General features: G+C 42.3%; 21 protein-coding genes and 1 pseudogene. 15 read left to right on the top strand and 7 right to left on the bottom strand.

The annotated features are described in order from the left end of the window. Positions 1–103: 103 nt before the first annotated feature. Positions 104–250, bottom strand: a pseudogene (locus AM500_RS26405) (MHYT domain-containing protein); the annotation flags it as partial. A gap of 802 nt (positions 251–1,052) precedes the next feature. On the opposite strand from AM500_RS26405, the gene yhfH reads away from it, so the two are divergent. From yhfH to AM500_RS11070, 3 genes are all read left to right on the top strand, one after another. Then, positions 1,053–1,187 (top strand): protein YhfH, encoded by a 135-nt coding sequence (yhfH, locus tag AM500_RS25000; RefSeq protein ID WP_081773065.1) that lies wholly within the window; start codon positions 1,053–1,055, stop codon positions 1,185–1,187. 195 nt (positions 1,188–1,382) lie between these two features. Beyond that, positions 1,383–1,649, top strand: a complete 267-nt coding sequence (locus AM500_RS11075) for a hypothetical protein (protein ID WP_053599257.1) — start codon at positions 1,383–1,385, stop codon at positions 1,647–1,649. A 46-nt stretch (positions 1,650–1,695) separates the two neighbouring features. Beyond that, positions 1,696–1,881, top strand: a complete 186-nt coding sequence (locus AM500_RS11070; protein WP_043933750.1) for a hypothetical protein — start codon at positions 1,696–1,698, stop codon at positions 1,879–1,881. Between the two features lie 29 nt (positions 1,882–1,910). On the opposite strand, the gene AM500_RS11065 is transcribed toward AM500_RS11070, so the two are convergent. Further along, complete coding sequence (locus AM500_RS11065; RefSeq protein ID WP_043933749.1) at positions 1,911–2,096, bottom strand: cold-inducible protein YdjO-related protein; 186 nt, start codon at positions 2,094–2,096, stop codon at positions 1,911–1,913. A 165-nt stretch (positions 2,097–2,261) separates the two neighbouring features. Here AM500_RS11065 and AM500_RS11060 point away from each other — a divergent pair, with 165 nt between their 5' ends. After that, positions 2,262–2,987, top strand: coding sequence for a Crp/Fnr family transcriptional regulator (locus AM500_RS11060; RefSeq protein WP_231688135.1), 726 nt, complete (start codon positions 2,262–2,264; stop codon positions 2,985–2,987). Between the two features lie 52 nt (positions 2,988–3,039). Here the strand turns inward: AM500_RS11060 and AM500_RS25820 are convergent, their stop codons facing one another. Next, on the bottom strand, positions 3,040–3,177 hold the full coding sequence (locus AM500_RS25820) for a hypothetical protein (protein WP_197028437.1): 138 nt from the start codon (positions 3,175–3,177) through the stop codon (positions 3,040–3,042). A gap of 241 nt (positions 3,178–3,418) precedes the next feature. Between AM500_RS25820 and AM500_RS11055 the strand changes: the two genes are divergently transcribed. Then, on the top strand, positions 3,419–5,035 hold the full coding sequence (locus AM500_RS11055) for an ABC-F family ATP-binding cassette domain-containing protein (RefSeq protein WP_053599256.1): 1,617 nt from the start codon (positions 3,419–3,421) through the stop codon (positions 5,033–5,035). A gap of 341 nt (positions 5,036–5,376) precedes the next feature. On the opposite strand, the gene AM500_RS24995 is transcribed toward AM500_RS11055, so the two are convergent. Beyond that, positions 5,377–5,508 carry a YuzL family protein gene (locus tag AM500_RS24995; protein WP_081773064.1) on the bottom strand — a complete coding sequence of 44 codons (132 nt, stop codon included), beginning with the start codon at positions 5,506–5,508 and terminating at the stop codon, positions 5,377–5,379. Positions 5,509–5,614: 106 nt separating this feature from the next. Between AM500_RS24995 and AM500_RS11050 the strand changes: the two genes are divergently transcribed. The 3 genes from AM500_RS11050 (at position 5,615) to AM500_RS11040 (ending at position 7,499) form a co-directional block, all read left to right on the top strand. Further along, positions 5,615–5,857: a YkuS family protein gene (locus tag AM500_RS11050; protein WP_043933747.1), complete on the top strand. Its 243-nt coding sequence runs from the start codon at positions 5,615–5,617 to the stop codon at positions 5,855–5,857. Between the two features lie 145 nt (positions 5,858–6,002). Beyond that, positions 6,003–6,662, top strand: coding sequence for a molybdate ABC transporter permease subunit (modB, locus tag AM500_RS11045; RefSeq protein WP_053599255.1), 660 nt, complete (start codon positions 6,003–6,005; stop codon positions 6,660–6,662). 132 nt (positions 6,663–6,794) lie between these two features. Continuing rightward, on the top strand, positions 6,795–7,499 hold the full coding sequence (locus tag AM500_RS11040) for a DUF421 domain-containing protein (RefSeq protein ID WP_053599254.1): 705 nt from the start codon (positions 6,795–6,797) through the stop codon (positions 7,497–7,499). Here the strand turns inward: AM500_RS11040 and AM500_RS11035 are convergent. Genes AM500_RS11035 through hutU form a run of 3 tightly spaced genes read right to left on the bottom strand, consistent with a single transcriptional unit; the run spans position 7,474 to position 11,404 of the window. Further along, positions 7,474–8,454, bottom strand: coding sequence for an agmatinase family protein (locus AM500_RS11035; protein WP_231688134.1), 981 nt, complete (start codon positions 8,452–8,454; stop codon positions 7,474–7,476). The genes AM500_RS11040 and AM500_RS11035 overlap by 26 nt on opposite strands. After that, positions 8,448–9,725, bottom strand: a complete 1,278-nt coding sequence (gene hutI, locus AM500_RS11030; protein ID WP_053599253.1) for an imidazolonepropionase — start codon at positions 9,723–9,725, stop codon at positions 8,448–8,450. Before hutI ends, AM500_RS11035 begins: the two co-directional genes overlap by 7 nt. Beyond that, complete coding sequence (gene hutU, locus AM500_RS11025; RefSeq protein WP_053599252.1) at positions 9,722–11,404, bottom strand: urocanate hydratase; 1,683 nt, start codon at positions 11,402–11,404, stop codon at positions 9,722–9,724. Before hutU ends, hutI begins: the two co-directional genes overlap by 4 nt. Before the next feature lie 134 nt (positions 11,405–11,538). Between hutU and AM500_RS11020 the strand changes: the two genes are divergently transcribed. The 7 genes from AM500_RS11020 to yidC all read left to right on the top strand — a co-directional run bounded on the left by AM500_RS11020 (position 11,539) and on the right by yidC (position 18,543). Continuing rightward, positions 11,539–11,985, top strand: a complete 447-nt coding sequence (locus AM500_RS11020) for a cupredoxin domain-containing protein (RefSeq protein ID WP_053599251.1) — start codon at positions 11,539–11,541, stop codon at positions 11,983–11,985. 342 nt (positions 11,986–12,327) lie between these two features. Continuing rightward, positions 12,328–14,580 (top strand): formate C-acetyltransferase, encoded by a 2,253-nt coding sequence (gene pflB, locus AM500_RS11015; RefSeq protein WP_053599250.1) that lies wholly within the window; start codon positions 12,328–12,330, stop codon positions 14,578–14,580. 198 nt (positions 14,581–14,778) lie between these two features. Continuing rightward, entirely contained in the window at positions 14,779–15,525 is a 747-nt protein-coding gene (gene pflA / locus AM500_RS11010; protein WP_053599249.1) for a pyruvate formate-lyase-activating protein, read from the top strand. A 273-nt stretch (positions 15,526–15,798) separates the two neighbouring features. Then, a complete protein-coding gene (locus tag AM500_RS11005) occupies positions 15,799–16,527 on the top strand; it encodes an urease accessory protein UreH domain-containing protein (RefSeq protein ID WP_053599248.1) in 729 nt (242 codons plus the stop codon). 133 nt (positions 16,528–16,660) lie between these two features. After that, entirely contained in the window at positions 16,661–17,239 is a 579-nt protein-coding gene (locus AM500_RS11000) for a biotin transporter BioY (RefSeq protein ID WP_053599247.1), read from the top strand. A 211-nt stretch (positions 17,240–17,450) separates the two neighbouring features. Then, the gene (locus tag AM500_RS10995) at positions 17,451–17,732 is read left to right on the top strand and encodes a hypothetical protein (protein WP_043933736.1); all 282 of its coding nucleotides are present in this window, start codon (positions 17,451–17,453) and stop codon (positions 17,730–17,732) included. Between the two features lie 28 nt (positions 17,733–17,760). Beyond that, entirely contained in the window at positions 17,761–18,543 is a 783-nt protein-coding gene (gene yidC / locus AM500_RS10990; protein WP_053599246.1) for a membrane protein insertase YidC, read from the top strand. The last annotated feature ends 30 nt before the right edge of the window (positions 18,544–18,573 follow it).

The raw sequence follows: 18,573 nt of genomic DNA, 5'->3' as shown, positions 1-18,573 counted from the left end.
CGATGCTGACATTCATTGAGTACATTCCAATAATATGAATTGAAAACACCGCAACTGTAAGGAATAAACTGCTTAAACCAAGGCCTGTCAGTCTGACCCTCTGCCCAGTCAAAGGAATGAATGCCATACCAGTCAGTGAAATTCCAATAATGATTGACAACAATGTTAGCGGAATCTGGTAAGTTGCGAATCTGCCAAAATCCTCCGACAAAAGCCCAAGGAAATTCAAGATCCAGATGCCAATGCCCATAGCCAAAGTACCGCCTAGGAACAATAAGCCTTTATTTTTTTTAGAGGAGTGAATTAATGTGAACATGTCCAATGCTGTATATGAAGCCATCACAGACAATGCGAAGGCGATAATAAGCAAAACGGGACTGAATGAATCTGTCATATCAATCATTGTCAAGTATCAACCCCTGTATTTTTAATGGATATATTACAATTGTAATAGAAAGTTCACATTTTAGATAGTAGGAATACCAGGGATATAGTTGAAAATCACTACTTTTTTTACAAAACTATACTTTATTACTATGAAAAGGTTGGAAATACTTTTTTATAAAAAAATAAAAGACTTAATTCAAAAAATGTTCTGGCTTACTTCTATTATAGGATTGAATCAACCCTCGAGAGGAATCATTCTTCCTGTTTAGCAAGCCCAAAAATACATGATTTCGAAAATCTAATTTAAACACTTGTTTCTCACCTTTTGATGATTATTTCTGTACTATTTCCTGTGTTAATGTATTAGCGTTATATGTATGCTCACTAACGAGGCAACTATGGCGGCAGTTCCATCTCTCCCCTCCACCCGAAATTCTTTAGATTTAAAAAACCTTCTCTCCCGGGAAGTCACCCCATGTATGCGGGTTAATACAGATATCTTGTGGTAGCTTCCCGGTTAAATGTTTATTCCACTACTCTATTTCTCCTTTTAAAAAAATTTAAGAATTTTTCAAAAAACTATTCACTTTTTTAAAAAATGTGTTTATACTGTACTATAATAGGATAAACAAATTAAAACTGTTATACAAAAGGAGAGGGTAGTAATGATGATGAGTCCAGTTGAATTTTTCCGTAGCCTGCCAAAAAAGGTGTGCCCTGAATGTGGAGAGCAAGTACATGAAATGGCAGAATCTTATTTGCACGAATGCGATCGCTGCCTTTCAAAACGTGAGGAATAGAAACTTAAAAACCGGAACCTTATAGGGGTTCCGGTTTTTACTTTTATTTGATTGTTTGAAACGCTCCTGGGTTGTATAAATACTTATATATACAATTGGCTTGCCTAACACCGTAATAACAGGCTACATTGGATGTAGCACAGCGTTAAGCTGACATATCTCTGTTCCCTTTACACAAAGAAGGATGTGCTGCTGATGAAACTTCTGCATTGGAGTTATACCAAGAGATATAACCTAAAAGGGATTTTTGATACCCATCCGAATTCGACGGTGCTTTTCAGGCAAATCAAGGATTACTATTTCATTTACACAGTAAAATGGGACCTGCTGGATCCTCCTGTTAAAAGGGACGACCTTGATATGATGGAGATCCTTATGAATACTGAAATGGGCACCTTTGAGCATTATCGCAAGAGAAAAGCGTATCGTTATGCACACGAGATTTACCAGCCTGACGAATAAAGTCATCGCTGATAGCACAAGCTTCTTTTGAAGGAGCTGAAAATTAATGGCTAAAAAATTAAACTATACTACCCCTGCAATAAAGAATCCTGTTATGACTGTTGAAACTGGCGACACCTTTCCGAATCCCGAAAGTATACCAGGAGATTCAGTTGAAGAACACAAGCATCTTGAGGAAGCGAATATCATGCTGACAGGCGATGAAATTAAACAGCAAAACGAAAACTTATAGCTTACTGTCAAGCCGGTTGAACCCGGCTTTTATATTTTAGGGAGATCACGGACGCCCATTTCCATTGAACTGCCACACATTGGACAGAGAAGATCCTCGGAAACAAAAGCCTTTCTCATCCAGCCATTGCATGCATCCCCTATACACGAATAGACTTCTGTCGCAACAAATGGTTCCACTTCTTTTTCGAGCGGAAGCTTTTTCCCAAAAAACATACATATCCTCCCTTTCCAAGTTCAGAACTAGCCTGTTAGCTAGTATGCTCTTTTTACCAGGAATTATTGAGAAATTTACCCTTTCCCTAAAATGTTTCTTATAATTGTAAAAAAAGCTGCAAAATTGCTGTTCATTTTTCCTGTAAAATGAAAGGTGAACCCAAAATGGAGAAAGTCCAGGTGATTTTCATGGAACAAACTTTCAAAAACCCATCGCTTTCATACGAAATGAATGAATTGCTGAAATATGCATCAAGAACCTTCGTAAGCAATAAAGGGTCCTATTTGTTACGTGAAGGTCAGGATGCTGAAGAGATTTATATCATCCTCTCAGGCAAGGTGCAAATTTCAAAAATGAACGCAGAGGGACAAGAGCTTGTACTTCGTCTCGCTAGCCATAACGACATTGTGGGTGAACTCACTCTTTTTACTCAGGGACCAAAGTATATATTTAATGCAATGGTGAATGAAAATGCAAATATTGCTGCAGTTCATATCAAGGAACTAGAAGCCGCTCTTATCAATAACAGTAAACTTGCCTATGAATTTCTTAGCTGGATGAATGACCATATGCGGAAAACGATGACCAAATTCAAAGATTTGGTACTCAATGGAAAAAAGGGAGCACTCTACTCTACGCTTATCCGGTTCAGCAATAGTTATGGGGTCGAGCAGGAGGATGGAATCCATATTTCGGTGCCGCTAACAACACAGGAACTCGCAAATTTTTGCGGAACCGCCCGTGAAATTGTCAGCAGGCTTCTTTCGGAGCTAAAAAGGAAGAAAATTATAAGCATCAAATCAAAGAAAATCATCATTCATGATATCAACTTCCTTAAAAGGGAAAATAATTGCGATAACTGTCCGATAGAATATTGCAATATTGATTAACAAGACAAGACAAAATTAAAGCGGATACCCTTATAAGGTATCCGCTTTGTGTTTAGCTATGAACTGTCGAAGGAGTATTATTGAGGTGCTGCAGATTGGACAGATAATCGGCCTTTGGTTTAGTCAAACTGGCATTGATGCCCGATTCCTTCAGTTTATTGACCAACTCTGTAATTTTCTGTTTAGCCATAAGGTTCACCTTCTCTTCTAGGCATTTCCTAAACCAATTCTACAACAAAATTATGAATAAAGTGTGAAAAAATTATAATTTTCTTAGAAAAATTTTAAAAGCTTGTAAAACATATTTTGAAAGGTCCGCTTTCCTTTTTACCCATCGAAAACGGTGGAAAAACCCTCTTTTTTTCAAAAAGTTCGCTTGAAACCAGTAAACATGGTATACTTTCGTAGATTATTTTTTCTTGGAGGCATATATGATTACAGTTAGCAACGTAAGTTTACGCTTTGGAGACCGTAAACTATTCGAAGATGTCAATATAAAGTTTACTCCTGGCAATTGTTATGGATTAATCGGAGCCAATGGCGCCGGAAAGTCCACATTCCTGAAAATTCTATCAGGAGAAATTGAAGCACAAACCGGAACAGTTCAATTGGGACCTGGTGAAAGAATGGCAGTCCTGAAGCAGAACCATTTCGAGTATGAAGAAAACGAAGTCCTCGAAACGGTCATTATGGGCCATACAAGACTTTTTCAAGTAAAACAGGAAAAAGACGCTATTTATATGAAGGAAAACTTCACTGATGAAGATGGAATGCGGGCAGCCGAACTAGAGGGCGAATTTGCCGAGCTGAACGGCTGGGAAGCGGAATCTGAAGCAGCCATCCTCCTCAAGGGACTTGGAATTGAAGAAGACCTGCACTATAAGAAAATGGCTGAGCTTGATGGTTCTGATAAAGTAAAGGTCCTTCTTGCTCAGGCACTCTTTGGCAAGCCGGATGTCCTTTTACTTGATGAGCCTACAAACCATCTTGATATAAAAGCAATCCAATGGCTAGAGGAGTTCCTGATCAATTTTGAAAACACGGTTATCGTCGTTTCCCATGACAGGCACTTCCTTAATAAAGTGTGTACCCATATTGCCGACCTGGACTACGGCAAAATTCAGGTTTATGTCGGAAACTACGATTTCTGGTATGAATCAAGCCAGCTTGCAGTAAGAATGGCACAGGACTCCAACAAGAAGAAGGAAGAAAAAATTAAAGAATTACAAAACTTTATTGCCCGATTCAGTGCCAATGCTTCTAAATCAAAGCAGGCTACATCCAGGAAGAAGCTCCTTGATAAAATTACACTTGATGATATCAGGCCATCTTCCCGTAAATATCCTTATGTCGGTTTTACTCCAGATCGGGAAATCGGCAATGACCTACTTCGAGTCGAAGGTCTGTCAAAAACGATTGACGGGGTAAAAGTACTTGATAATATTAGTTTTGTTATGAATAAGGACGACAAAATTGCTCTAGTTGGACCAAATGAATTAGCCAAAACCACTTTATTCAAGATTCTCATGGGTGAACTTGAAGCCGACGCGGGCACATATAAATGGGGTATAACGACTTCCCAGGCCTACTTCCCAAAGGACAACTCCCAATTTTTTGAAAACAGCGAACTGAACCTTGTGGATTGGCTGCGACAGTTTTCTCCAAAGGATGAAAGTGAAAGTTTCTTGCGTGGTTTCCTAGGAAGAATGCTTTTCTCAGGCGAGGAAGTCATGAAAAAAGCGAGTGTATTGTCTGGGGGCGAAAAGGTTCGCTGCATGCTTTCAAAAATGATGCTGTCTGGTTCAAACGTGCTTATTCTTGACGAACCGACAAACCACCTTGACCTTGAATCGATTACTGCCTTAAATAACGGTTTGATCAACTTCAAAGGCTCACTTATGTTCGCATCCCATGACCATCAATTCATTCAGACAATCGCAAACAGGATTTTTGAGATAACACCATCAGGCCTGGTCGATAAGCAAATGAACTATGATGAGTACCTGGAAAACAAAGAACTACAAGAACAGATTGCAAAGATGTATTAAATTAACTCCAGTGCCTTAGCGTGAAGTTAGATATAGCACGCTAAAAATAACATTCTCGCTTAAAAAGGCCTTTATTAGTGGAAGGCAATCTTAGAAAAGTTGATACCATTTTTCAGTTCCTTGGATCAGGACATTTTTTAAAATATTCAGGACAGATTTTTCGTTATTCAGGACATTTCCCGAAAAATACGGGACATTTCCCAAACGATTCAGGACAGATATCAAATTTTACAGGACAACTCTATTCCACCACAATAAACTGAGGATATTAGGCAGCTGGACTTTTTAACAAAGTCTATATAGAGAGAAACAGAGGCCACCACCCCTGTTTCTTTTCGTGTTTAATGCCTTTTCTGTTTGTTCCTTGAAGATGGTGCCTTCACTTTTCCTGTTTCCTGATTGGTAGTTCCCTGTCCCTCAACCTGTGACGAATTCAAACCGATTGTCGAGGGGTCATGCTTTCGCTTTCCCATCATATCCACCTCCTGTTCTTATCGTTTCCTTATAAGTTAACTTATACAATTAGGAATAATTTCACTTCCCCTAGGCATGATATTGACATAGGAGGTGTAGTTCTTAATGGCAAAAGTAGGAGTTGAACAATCCCTGACTAATGTACAACAGGCATTAAGGGAACGTGGACATGATGTCGTTGAGTTGAAACAGGAGTCGGACGCGGCAGACTGCGCTTGCTGCGTGATTACTGGTTTTGATTCCAATGTGATGGGAATGCAGGATACAGTGACAAAGGCCTCTGTTATAGAAGCAAATGGCCTATCAGCAGATGAAGTTTGTTCACTTGTGGAAAATAGACTTTCATAATCACCTGTCCAGAGCTTACACTCTGGACTTTTCTTTTTATAAGGTGTGACACAGGCATCAAACTTTGATAAATTTAGACTGTCATGGTATTCAATTTACACTATTCAACAGGGATACCGAATATATTTCGACAGGATGGAAAGCTGTGTTTCAAACTGATTTAGTAAACCCAATTCTTCTTTCATTGCAAACTGCAGTCATCGCACTTGCCCTGGCGTTTCCGTTCGGAATTTTGTTTGCCAGGCTGATGGCCGGGAAAAAATTCAGGGGCCAATTAGTGGCAGAAACCTTCTTTTTGCTGCCAATCGTCCTTCCTCCGACTGTAATTGGTTTTTTGCTGATTATATTATTTGGCCAATCTAGCCCAATTGGAAAACTGGTTCATGACTTTTTTGGAGGCGGAATAATGTTCACGCCTTGGGCTGCGGCAATTGCATCCACGGTTGTTGCTTTCCCGCTAATGTATCAATCCGCAAAGAGCGGTTTTGAGTCAATTGATACGGGAATTGAAGAGGCTGCTAAAATGGATGGCGCAGGCATTCTGAAAATCTTTTATTATATTACACTCCCTCTTTCGGCCCGTGCCCTTATCACTGGGGCAATCCTCAGCTTTGCCAGGGCACTCGGGGAATTCGGGGCAACTCTTATGTTTGCCGGCAATATTCCCGGTCGTACCCAAACTGTTCCAACGGCCATATATGTAGCAATGGAATCGGGGAATATGGAGACCGCCTGGTTCCTTGTATCAATTATGGTAATCATATCCTTTATTATGCTTTATGCCTCCTCTTTGCTCCGTAAATAGGTTGAACTAAGTTAGCTTTTCAGCACGTAATGATAATCTCGCAGAAATCTGGCAATTATTTTTTTGAATTCTTTCTCTCCCCTTTAGGCAAACTAAGAACAATGACTCTTTTTGCCGGAGGGGATGCCAGGAATGGAAGCATCATTTTCATCCATCTTAAGAACTGCTGTTTCGTTCATCCTTTTATTGGTTATTTCCTATTTTTTCGGAAGACAAATTAATTCACACAGGAACCACTTCAATATGGCCATGGCGATTACAATCGGTTCATTGGTTGCCAATATGGGTTTTAACATTAACTTGAAATTCTGGCCAATGGTCTGGTCATTTGTCACCATGGTCCTGATTTATTATGCAGCAGCAAATGTCAGTTTCCGGGCAAAAATTTTGGAAAAATGGCTATCCGGAACTCCTAGTATCCTGGTAGAAAACGGCCAAATCATCTCCCGGAACTTAGCGGCCGCCAAATATACAGAAGAAAGCCTGCTGCAGCAGCTTCGTGAAAAGGACATCTTCTCCATTAAAGATGTTCAGACGGCTATTCTAGAACCAAGCGGAGTGCTGTCAGTTCAAAAAAAAGAGCCCCCTAAAGAGGGCAATTTCATGACTCAGATACCTTCAACTTATCTAAAAGGTTTAATAGGACCTTCCGAACTTATAATTGATGGGAATATCGTTACAGCCGAAACAACTCCGGAGCTCTATTCATGGCTTGATGGCTATCTTTACGGATTGGGATACACAAAAGAGGACGTCACATATGCTGTTCTATCCTCGCAGGGTTCGCTATTTGGAACTGCAAAAAAACCAATCAGCCCCTCTGCTCAAGGCCAGTAAGGAAGCTTAAAAATGTATACACGCCAGTCTTTACCGTCGCCTGGGCTAATGTATCTTTTGTAGGGTCAAGGCAGACGATATCCATCGCCTGCACCTTCGGATGAAGCGCAGCCTCATGTACTGCTTCAAATAATTCAAAGGACATCATCCCGCCGGGTGTTGAAGCAGGAACACCCTGGGCATAAGCAATATCAAGTACATCCATATCAATCGTTACATATATAAAATCAACCTTGCTTGATAGCAATTCAACAGCACGCCTTATCATTTCTGTAATTCCTTGTTTTCTCGCTTCTTTCATGGTAATCATGTTGACTTTTTGTTCTTTGGCATACGCAATCAGTGATTGCCCGTTAAAAAAGCCATGCAGCCCTATATTATATACATTCTCACCCTTCACCACCCCATTTTCCAACAGATTGCGGATTGGGGTGCCATTTGTCGGGCCGTGTTCTGACAAATCTCTCAAATCGAGATGTGTATCAAACTGGAGAATACCGATCTCTTTTTCTGGCTGAGCTTCCTTCAGACCAGAAATCAACATCGCTGTGACTGAATGGTCGCCGCCAATTGAAACCGGGAAGGAATTTGGAAATTGACTATGAACCGACTTTATTGCGTTCTTGATCATGAGATGGGATTTTACGATATCGGTAAAATGCATCCTGACGTTTCCAAGATCCAGGACCTTCAAGTGCCGCAAATCCACTCCATAGTCAAGATTATAAGTAGAAAAACCGCCCCATGCCCTCCTGAATGCATCCGGGAACTCGGATGCTCCCGAAACGGATATCGATGATCGCGACAGAGGTACGCCAAGGATTATTACATCCCAATCCCCTTCAAGGTCAGCCTGCTCGGTACGTTGAATAATCCAATCCTTCAGCTTTGGATCCCCTGTTGCTTCGTCACGATTCCAATAACTCGCGACATGCGATATAAATTCATTTAACAAAGTACCCCACCCCTAACAACTACCTTGCCTCTTTTAATAACAGAATGGGTATGGTTCATTCCATAATAATATAGAAGCTGTTTATAATTTGGGACATCAGCAATCAATATGTCGGCCTGTTTCCCGGCTTCAAGACTCCCAATCTCTGATGCCTTTCCAATCGCATGTGCAGCATTAATCGTCGCCGCAATGAGCGCTTCCTCGGGCGACATTCCCATTTTCATACAGGCAAGGTTCATGATCAGAGGCGTTGAGACCGTTGGGGAAGATCCAGGATTGAAATCAGTTGAAAGTGCTACAGCCATACCGGCATCAATCATTTTTCTGCCATTCGCACTTTCAGCCATTAGAAAAAATGCAGTCCCCGGTAAAAGGACACCAATTACTCCCTCCTCCGCCATACGTTCTATCCCATGATCAGATGCCTTTAATAAATGGTCCGCCGAAATCGCCCCAACATCTGCGGCAAGCTCTGCGCCTTCATAGGGCTCTATTTCATCTGCGTGAATTTTTGGAATCAGACCGTATTGTTTCCCCGCCTCAAGCAGTCTCCTGGATTGTTCAGGTGTAAAAACCCCTCTCTCGCAAAATACATCATTAAACTGAGCAAGTTTTTCCTCAGCAACGCGCGGGAGCATTTCGTTAATGATAAGGCTAATGAAGTCATCAGGATTTCCCTTATATTCAGAAGGTACAGCATGGGCAGCCATGAAGGTGCTGATTACGTCTATTGGATGCTTCTCATTTAATTGCTTTGCTACTCGCAGCTGTTTGTATTCTGTTTCCCAATCGAGTCCATAGCCACTTTTTGCTTCAACAGTCGTGACACCATGCTTAAGGAAGGCATTCAACTTTGTCCACGCTTCATCAAAAAGCTGTTCCTGAGACGCTTCCCTGGTTTTGGACGTAGTCGCATGGATGCCGCCCCCTGCCTCCATAATTTCCATATAGGTAGCCCCGTTCAGCCTCATCCCAAATTCATCTTCCCTGCTCCCGGCATGGACAAGATGGGTATGCGGATCAACAAAGCCTGGAAGGACAATCATTCCAGTGGCATCAATGACCTCAAACTCGTGATAGTGACCGGCATGCTTCTCTATTTCAGCCTCCATACCGATTGCTTCAATCTTCCCTTCGCGGATAAAAAGCGAACCCCCTTCCATAACTGATAGGTCGCCCATCCTCTTTCCCCTGGCAGGCTCTTCGCTATATCCCTTTACCGTCACAATTTGAGCGGCATTTTTAATTAAGATCGGTTTTTCCGTTATCATTGCGTCCCTCCTCTGGTTTTGTTCAGCATTGGGATATCGATGCCATTTTTTCTGGCGGCATCGGCAGCCAAACTATAACCGGCATCCGCATGACGGACAATTCCCATTCCAGGATCAGTAGTCAGAACCCGCTCAAGCCTTCTTTCCGCTTCCGGGGTACCATCAGCGACTATGACCATGCCTGCATGCAGCGAATATCCCATGCCTACACCACCTCCATGGTGGACCGAAACCCAGCTCGCCCCGCCAACAGCATTAATCATTGCATTAAGGATTGGCCAGTCAGCAACCGCATCGCTCCCGTCTTGCATTCCCTCCGTCTCACGATTTGGGGATGCAACTGACCCGGAATCAAGATGGTCGCGTCCAATGACAATAGGGGCTGAAAGTTCTCCGCTGGCAACCATATCATTGATGATTTTGCCAAAACGAGCTCTTTCACCATATCCCAGCCAGCAAATCCTTGATGGAAGCCCCTGAAATTGAATTTTCTCCCTGGCCATCCTGATCCAGTTGCATAAGTGCTCATTATAGGCAAATTCCTTTAAGATGACTTCGTCGGTTTTATAAATGTCATTAGGATCTCCCGAAAGTGCCACCCAGCGGAATGGGCCTTTCCCTTCGCAAAAGAGCGGCCGGATATAGGCCGGGACAAATCCAGGAAAGTCAAAGGCATGTTCAACACCGGCATCCTTGGCAACCTGTCTGATGTTGTTTCCATAATCAAACGTTATCGATCCTTTTTCCTGCATGGCAAGCATGGCCTTTACATGTACAGCCATACTCTTGCATGATTTTTCCACGTACCCATCAGGGTCATTTCTCCTTAGTTCGGATGCTTCTTCAAGTGAATATCCGACAGGTATGTATCCATTTAGAGGGTCGTGTGCCGATGTTTGATCAGTAAGAATATCAGGAATAAACCCTATTTTTATCATTTCCGGCAAAAGTTCTGCTGCATTGCCTTCAAGGCCGATTGAAAGCGCAATTCCTTTTTCCTTTGCTTGTCTCGCCCTTGCAATCGCATCTTCCAATGAAGTTGCTACTTCATCCAGATATTTTGTATCAATTCTTCGCTGGATGTGATGCCTGTCAACATCAATCGCAATGCAAACTCCCCCATTCAAGGTTACAGCAAGAGGCTGTGCCCCTCCCATTCCACCCAGACCGGCAGTCAGTGTAATGGTTTGCTTCAAGCTTCCTGAAAAATGCTGCCTTGCAAGCTCGGCGAATGTTTCATATGTCCCTTGGACTATCCCTTGGCTGCCTATATAAATCCAGCTCCCGGCAGTCATCTGGCCGTACATCATCAATCCTTTTTTATCAAGTTCATGGAATGTGTCCCAGTTTGCCCAGGCAGGAACAAGATTAGAGTTCGCTATCAACACTCTTGGAGCATCCGTATGGGATTTAAAAATTGCTACTGGCTTTCCGGATTGAATGAGCAATGTCTCATCATTGTCAAGCCGTTGCAGGCATTCTGTGATGGCTTGAAAACTGTCCCAATTCCTTGCCGCCTTTCCAATACCGCCATAAACCACAAGCTCGGCTGGGTTTTCCGCGACTTCTTCATCAAGATTGTTCATAAGCATCCGTAAAGCAGCTTCCTGAACCCACCCTTTAGTATGCAGCCCAGTTCCCCTGTACCGTTTAATAAGCCCTTTTGTATCCGCTTTCATAAATCAGCCTCCCCTTCCCATAACTGGCAAATTTGTACCTATATTTTATTATAATGGAACCTTCTGAAAAAATAGACAAGTTTCACCCCCTATACTGCATAAATTATAGAAGGACAAACTATAGGAGGGGAAACATGCAGTTTTGGACGATTAAAAAGAATACAGTCATTTTTATTCTTGTTGTTGGCTTGGCTTTGGTATCAGCCGCATCCTGGTGGCTTTTAAAATCCGGTGACGCTGTTGTGATTAACCAGCAGACTGAGATAAGGGAAATCCACATGGTTACTGGGGAATTTTCTACAACACTTAAAAATGGTAAGAAAATCGAGGCATACCGATGGGATCCAGGTACGATTTTTATGGAAAAAGGAGAAAAAGTCCGACTCGTTATATATGGAGTCAATGGTGAAGAGCATCCATTCCATATTGAAAATACAGATATTAAAGGAACTGTAAAAAAGGGTGCTGAAACAGTTGTGGACCTTTCCCTTGCAAAGGAAGGCGTATATAGGCTCATTTGCGAAGTTCACCCTGATAAAGAACGCAATGGCCCCATGATTGCTTATATTGTTGTCGATTAACTTGGTTCCAAAGCTGTGCTGCATTTTCGCGCACAGCTTTTTTGTTGTACTCTTTTCATATATGCTGTTTTCCCTATGAATATAGTAATTACCTTGATGGTATTGGTTTTTTCTTATATAACAGTTTACCGGTTTACGAAAATAATTATAGTACAGTTTTAATATTTATTTGAATCCACCTACAAAAAAATAAGTAAAAAACTTAAAAAACCCTTAAAATCTAAGTTGTTAACAAAATCGCCTTAATTATAGTGATTTTTGTCACTGGCTACCTGTTATACTCGGAGTATGATATACAGAGGAAACAGATTATAATCTAAATTATTCGATGAGGTGACCAAGATGGTTCAATTTATTGAAAAAACAAAAGCAGAACCTTGGAAAGGGTTCGTAAAAGGCAAATGGTCCAGCGAAGTTAATGTACGCGATTTTATTTTAAGCAACTTCACAGTATATAGCGGAGATGACTCCTTTTTAGCAGGTGCTACTGAAGCTACTAACAAGCTTTGGGAGCAGGTAATGGAATTAACTGCACAGGAACGTGAAAACGGCGGTGTCCTTGATATGGACACAGAAACTGTTTCAACCATCACTTCCCATGGCGCAGGCTACTTAAACGAAGACCTTGAAAAGGTTGTCGGCGTCCAGACTGACAAACCCTTCAATAGATCAATGCAGCCTTTTGGCGGTATCCGCATGGCGAAAGCTGCCTGTGAATCATATGGCTTTAAGTTAAATGAAGAGGTCGAACGAATCTTCACTGAATTCCGCAAAACACACAATGCTGGTGTTTTCGATGCTTATACTGATGAAATGAAGCTTGCCCGTAAAGCAGGTATCATTACTGGCCTTCCTGATGCATATGGCCGCGGCCGTATCATCGGAGACTACCGCAGGGTTGCGCTTTACGGCGTTGATTTCCTGATTGAAGAAAAGAAAAAAGACAAGAAAAACACTAGCCCAGTAATGACTGAGGACAATATTCGCCATCGCGAGGAGCTTTCCGAACAAATTCGTGCGCTTGGCGAATTGAAAGAACTTGCAAAGAGCTACGGCTACGATATCTCAGGCCCGGCTACAAACGCAGCGGAAGCATTCCAATGGCTATACTTCGGCTACCTTGCAGCAATAAAAGAACAAAATGGTGCAGCAATGAGCCTTGGCCGTGTATCAACATTCCTTGATATTTATATGGAACGCGACCTGAAAAATGGCACTTTGACTGAAATTCAAGCTCAAGAATTAGTCGACCATTTCGTAATGAAGCTTCGCCTTGTAAAATTCGCACGTACACCGGATTACAACGAATTATTCAGCGGCGACCCAACTTGGGTAACTGAATCAATCGGCGGTATGGCTTTAGACGGACGCCCTCTTGTAACAAAGAACTCGTTCCGTTTCCTGCATACTCTTGATAACCTGGGCCCTGCCCCTGAGCCTAACCTGACAGTTCTTTGGTCCACTCAGCTTCCTGAAAACTTCAAGAAGTATTGTGCGAGCATGTCAATCAAAACTAGCTCAATCCAATATGAAAATGACGACATCATGCGCCCTGAATGGGGAGATGATTACGGAATCGCATGCTGTGTATCCGCAATGGAAATCGGCAAGCAAATGCAATTCTTCGGTGCCCGCGCCAACCTTGCGAAAGCATTGCTTTACGCAATCAATGGCGGTGTAGATGAAAAGCTTAAAATTCAGGTTGGACCTGACTTTACTCCAATCACTTCCGATGTCCTAAATTATGATGAAGTATTGAAGAAGTTTGAAGGTATGATGGATTGGCTCGCTGGCCTATACATCAACACGTTGAACATCATTCACTACATGCATGACAAATACAGCTATGAGCGGATTGAAATGGCTCTCCATGATTCTGAAATCCTGCGTACTATGGCAACTGGCATCGCCGGCCTAAGTGTAGCAGCTGACTCACTCAGCGCAATCAAGTATGGCGAAGTTAAAGTCATCCGTGATGAAAATGGTCTTGCAGTTGACTTTGAAATTAACGGCGACTACCCTAAATACGGCAACAACGACGACCGTGTGGATGACATTGCAGTCAAGCTTGTCAAAACATTCATGACTAAGCTGAAAAAACACCAGACTTACCGCAATTCAATGACAACAATGTCCGTATTGACCATTACATCAAACGTTGTTTATGGTAAGAAAACAGGCAACACTCCAGATGGCCGCCGTGCTGGCGAACCATTCGCACCAGGTGCGAACCCAATGCACGGACGCGATACAAAAGGTACACTTGCTTCCCTTGCATCTGTCGCGAAGCTTCCATACGAATATTCACTTGACGGTATTTCCAATACCTTCTCGATCGTACCGAAGGCTCTTGGCAAGGAAGATCAAACAAGAATCAACAACCTTGTATCCATCCTTGACGGTTATGCCAAAAAAGATGGCCACCACTTGAATGTTAACGTCTTTAACAGAGAAACATTGATGGATGCTATGGAACACCCAGAATTGTACCCGCAATTGACAATCCGGGTTTCCGGCTACGCTGTTAACTTCATAAAGTTGACAAGGGAACAGCAAATGGATGTTATCAACAGGACATTCCACGAATCTCTATAATAAAAGCGAAAGAGCCCGTTTAGCGCTGTATGGCCTGGAGGGCCTCGATATGAGATAAAGGAAACACGATGAGCGCAAGCGAATCGATGTTGACTTATCGTAGTGAGGGGACCGAAGGACACTAAGCGCTGGGCGCTGTAGCTGGACAACGAGCCGGGAGCAATCCCACAGCTCGCTCATTTGAAAGGGGAAATTATTATGAACGGAAACATACATTCAATTGAAACGTTTGGAACAGTCGATGGCCCTGGTATCCGCTACGTTATATTTACACAAGGATGCCTGCTGCGCTGCCAGTTCTGCCACAATGCCGATACTTGGGAAATTGGGACAGGCCGAAAAATCACTGTCGACGAAATAATGGATGACCTCCGTTCATACCTCCCTTTCATTGAATCATCTGGCGGAGGTATCACTGTCAGCGGTGGTGAGCCCCTCCTTCAGGTCCCTTTCCTCGTCGAATTGTTTAAGGCATGCAAAGCTGAGGGAATTCATACGACTATTGACTCATCCGGCGGCTGTTTCTCCAGTTCAAGGCATTTCCTTGACCCTCTTGATGAGTTGATGGACTATACCGATCTTATCTTGCTTGACCTAAAGCATATTGACAGGAAGAAGCATATTAGCCTGACAGGAATGGCCAATGACCATATCCTTGAATTCGCAAAATATTTGTCCGACAAAAATAAACCAATATGGGTCAGGCACGTGCTTGTCCCTGGAGTTACAGACGATCCGGCTGATCTGGCTAAGCTCGGTGAATTCATTGGCACACTGAAAAATGTCAATAAGATTGAAATTCTGCCTTATCATAAACTCGGTGTCTATAAGTGGGAAACACTCGGGCTCGAGTATCAATTGAACGATGTTGAACCTCCAAGCGAGGAAAAAGTTCAAGAAGCCTATGAGCTTATCACCAAACATTGGGTAGCTCCAACAGTTTAATAGTGTCTGACGAAAATGCTGTCCGGGTGGGCAGCATTTTCTATTAGCAGCAGAGACTTGGCGGTTGATAACTATGGCGGAAATGTGAATAACGTTGATATATTTTGAGATAAGGTAGAAAAAACTTAAGTTGTGGTAGAAAAAACGAGGAATCTTTATTCGGCTGTAAATCAACCTAAAATTTGTCCTTAAGCTGACACGGTTTCTGCACAGTTTTTTCAATATTATATGATATGGTCAACTTAATCAGCAGATAGATAGGAGAAATCCACCATGTACCAGATATTAAGTGATATCAGCAATTTCCTCAGTTCCCCTTTCCATGCTATGGTGAGTGGAACTGAGTCGATTCCGCTGCTGGCTGCATTCATTCTTGGAATTGTAGGTGCACTGGCTCCCTGCCAATTAACCGGAAATATTAGTGCGATTACGTTCTATGGAAATAAGAGTATGCAGACAGCCGGACAACTCGTTGATGCCCTTTTCTTTATCCTTGGTAAAATTGCCGTCTTTTCGAGCCTTGGCTTACTTGTTTGGTTCGCAGGCAGGGAATTTCAGGACGGGATCATCAGCTTTTTTGCCGCTGCCCGGAAAGCAATTGGCCCGTTCATTATTATTCTAGGAATTTATTTGGCTGGTTATTTAAAATTACCTTTTTTAAATAAGCTGTTTTCTTTTGTCCCGGAAGTAAAGGCTGTTGGCAAGTGGGGGCAATTTTTGATGGGTGCGGCCTTTTCAATCTCCTTTTGCCCGACGATGTTCATATTATTTTTCATGACATTGATGCCTTTAGTACTGGGGACTTCTTATGGGTTTGTCCTCCCTCCTGTATTCGCAATTGGCACATCACTGCCGCTCATTCTCTTCCTGAGTGTAGTTTGGTTTATGGGAATGGACGGGGCGTTAGTCCGAAAAAGCAGGAAAATAGGAAGTGCATTCCAGAAAACCGCAGGCTTCTTTCTCATCATCATAGGTATATTCGATACAATAACCTATTGGTAAAACCACAATCCTTCATCCAGAATGAAGGATTTTTTTATTTTTCTATATAGTTGACAATCTATATATCTCTGTTTTATTTTATATATGTTAACCAAATTTAATAACAGGTTAACATACATAAGGGGGAAAACGTATGTCAACTGAGCAACAAAGACTAAGAAAAATGATTATGGCTGCATTATTTGCTGCAATTATTGCTGTTCTTGCACAAATAAGCATTCCAATGCCAGTTGTGCCGTTTACAGGCCAGACACTTGCAATTGGGCTTGCAGCAACTATTCTAGGAGCCCGCTATGGCACTTTATCTGTTTTATTATATTTGGCTTTAGGTGCTGCAGGTGTCCCAGTGTTTGCAGAGATGAAAGCAGGCCTGGCGGTTTTGATCGGCCCTACCGGAGGATTCCTTGTCGGATTCATTCCTACCGCTTTTATAATTGGACTCATACTTGAAAAAACAAGCTTCTCAGTCAAAAATGCATTAATTGCCAATATTATCGGCATGTTTATCACACTTGCATTCGGGACAGCATGGCTGAAAATCGCACTAAGCCTTGAGTGGCAGGGAGCAATGAAAGCAGGCTTTTATCCGTTCATTCCTCTTGGTTTGCTAAAAGCCTATCTTGCATCTGTTGTAGGAATAAATGTAAGGAAAAGACTCTCAGCCTCAAACCTTATATCAATCCCTGCTGGAAAAATTGATCACGGAGCTTAATAAAACAAGAGGCAGGCTATTGTCTGCCTCTTACTAATGCTCTTCCTCCAGACATACGAAAGCTGTGTTACTTCTCCAGCTAGTTAAGTTCAAACACTCTTTTTCCGCAATAAAATTTAGGCAGTTTCCCCCCTCTTCTTCCATTGCTTCTCATTGCTCTTTCCCTCTTTCTCACGTATAATTTTTTATATAAGAGGAGGTGTATCCAGGTATGGACTTTTCAGCTGAATTATATGACATAAATGCCTGGGTGGCACTCTATACCGGATTTTACCTGGCGATTGCGTTAAAATACCTGCTCCTTTGGGCCATTGAAAATCCAGTATCAATCTTGGACAGGCCAAACCAGCCTGCAGGGTTGGGATTTTCTGTATACCAACAGACAAATAGCAGGCTTAACCAGAATTTTATCGTCATGTGGATAGGCAAATATATCCGGATGAAGTACTGTCCTACTGAAGACCCTGAAGCTTCCCTTTCCTTCCTGAACTAATCATATTTTTTAAAAAACAGGAGGAACTATGAAAGGGAAATCAAAGCTTTTACTTTTAACTATTCTTACGCTAACTATCGCCACTCTTGCAGGATGCTCATCAGGTCCTGGGGACACGGGCTTTTTTACCACTTACTTCGTCAATCCTTTTACGGCCGCCATTCACTTCCTAGGCGAATTATTTGCCGGAAGTTACGGGCTAGCCATTATTGTTGTAACCCTTATCATCAGACTTGTGTTGATGCCGCTTATGCTTAAGCAATACAAGGGGCAGATTGCGATGAAGGGCAAAATGGAGAAAATGAAGCCGGAAATGGATGAATTGCAGAAAAAAATCAAGGCTGAGAAAGATCCTGCCAAGCAAAAGGAATTGCAAACGCAGATGATGGGAATTTATCAAAAGCATGGCATCAACCCTTTGAATATGGGCTGCCTGCCGATTTTAATCCAGATGCCTATCTTAACAGGATTTTATTATGCCATCCGTAATTCGGCTGAAATTGCTTCACATGATTTCCTTTGGTTCAGCCTGGGCAGTCCTGACCTTGGGATTACCTTACTAGCCGGAGTTGTTTATTACTTGCAATTCAAGTTCTCACAGTCTGCAATGACTGCAGAGCAGCAAAAACAAATGAAACTCATGGGACTGATGTCTCCAATCATGATTGTGATGTTTTCCTTTAATGCGCCGGCAGCGCTGCCCCTGTACTGGACAGTGGGCGGAATGTTCCTGATCATTCAATCATGGATCAGCAGGAAGCTTTATCAGGAACCGAAGGAACAACAAATACAACCTTCACTTCAAAAATAGTACTAAGCCCTTCAGGTATCTGAAGGGCTT

The organism is Bacillus sp. FJAT-18017, from assembly GCF_001278805.1.
Classification (GTDB): domain Bacteria; phylum Bacillota; class Bacilli; order Bacillales; family Cytobacillaceae; genus Bacillus_D.
The sequence above is the reverse complement of the archived record's forward strand: the minus strand, read 5'-3'. Positions and strand labels throughout refer to the sequence as shown.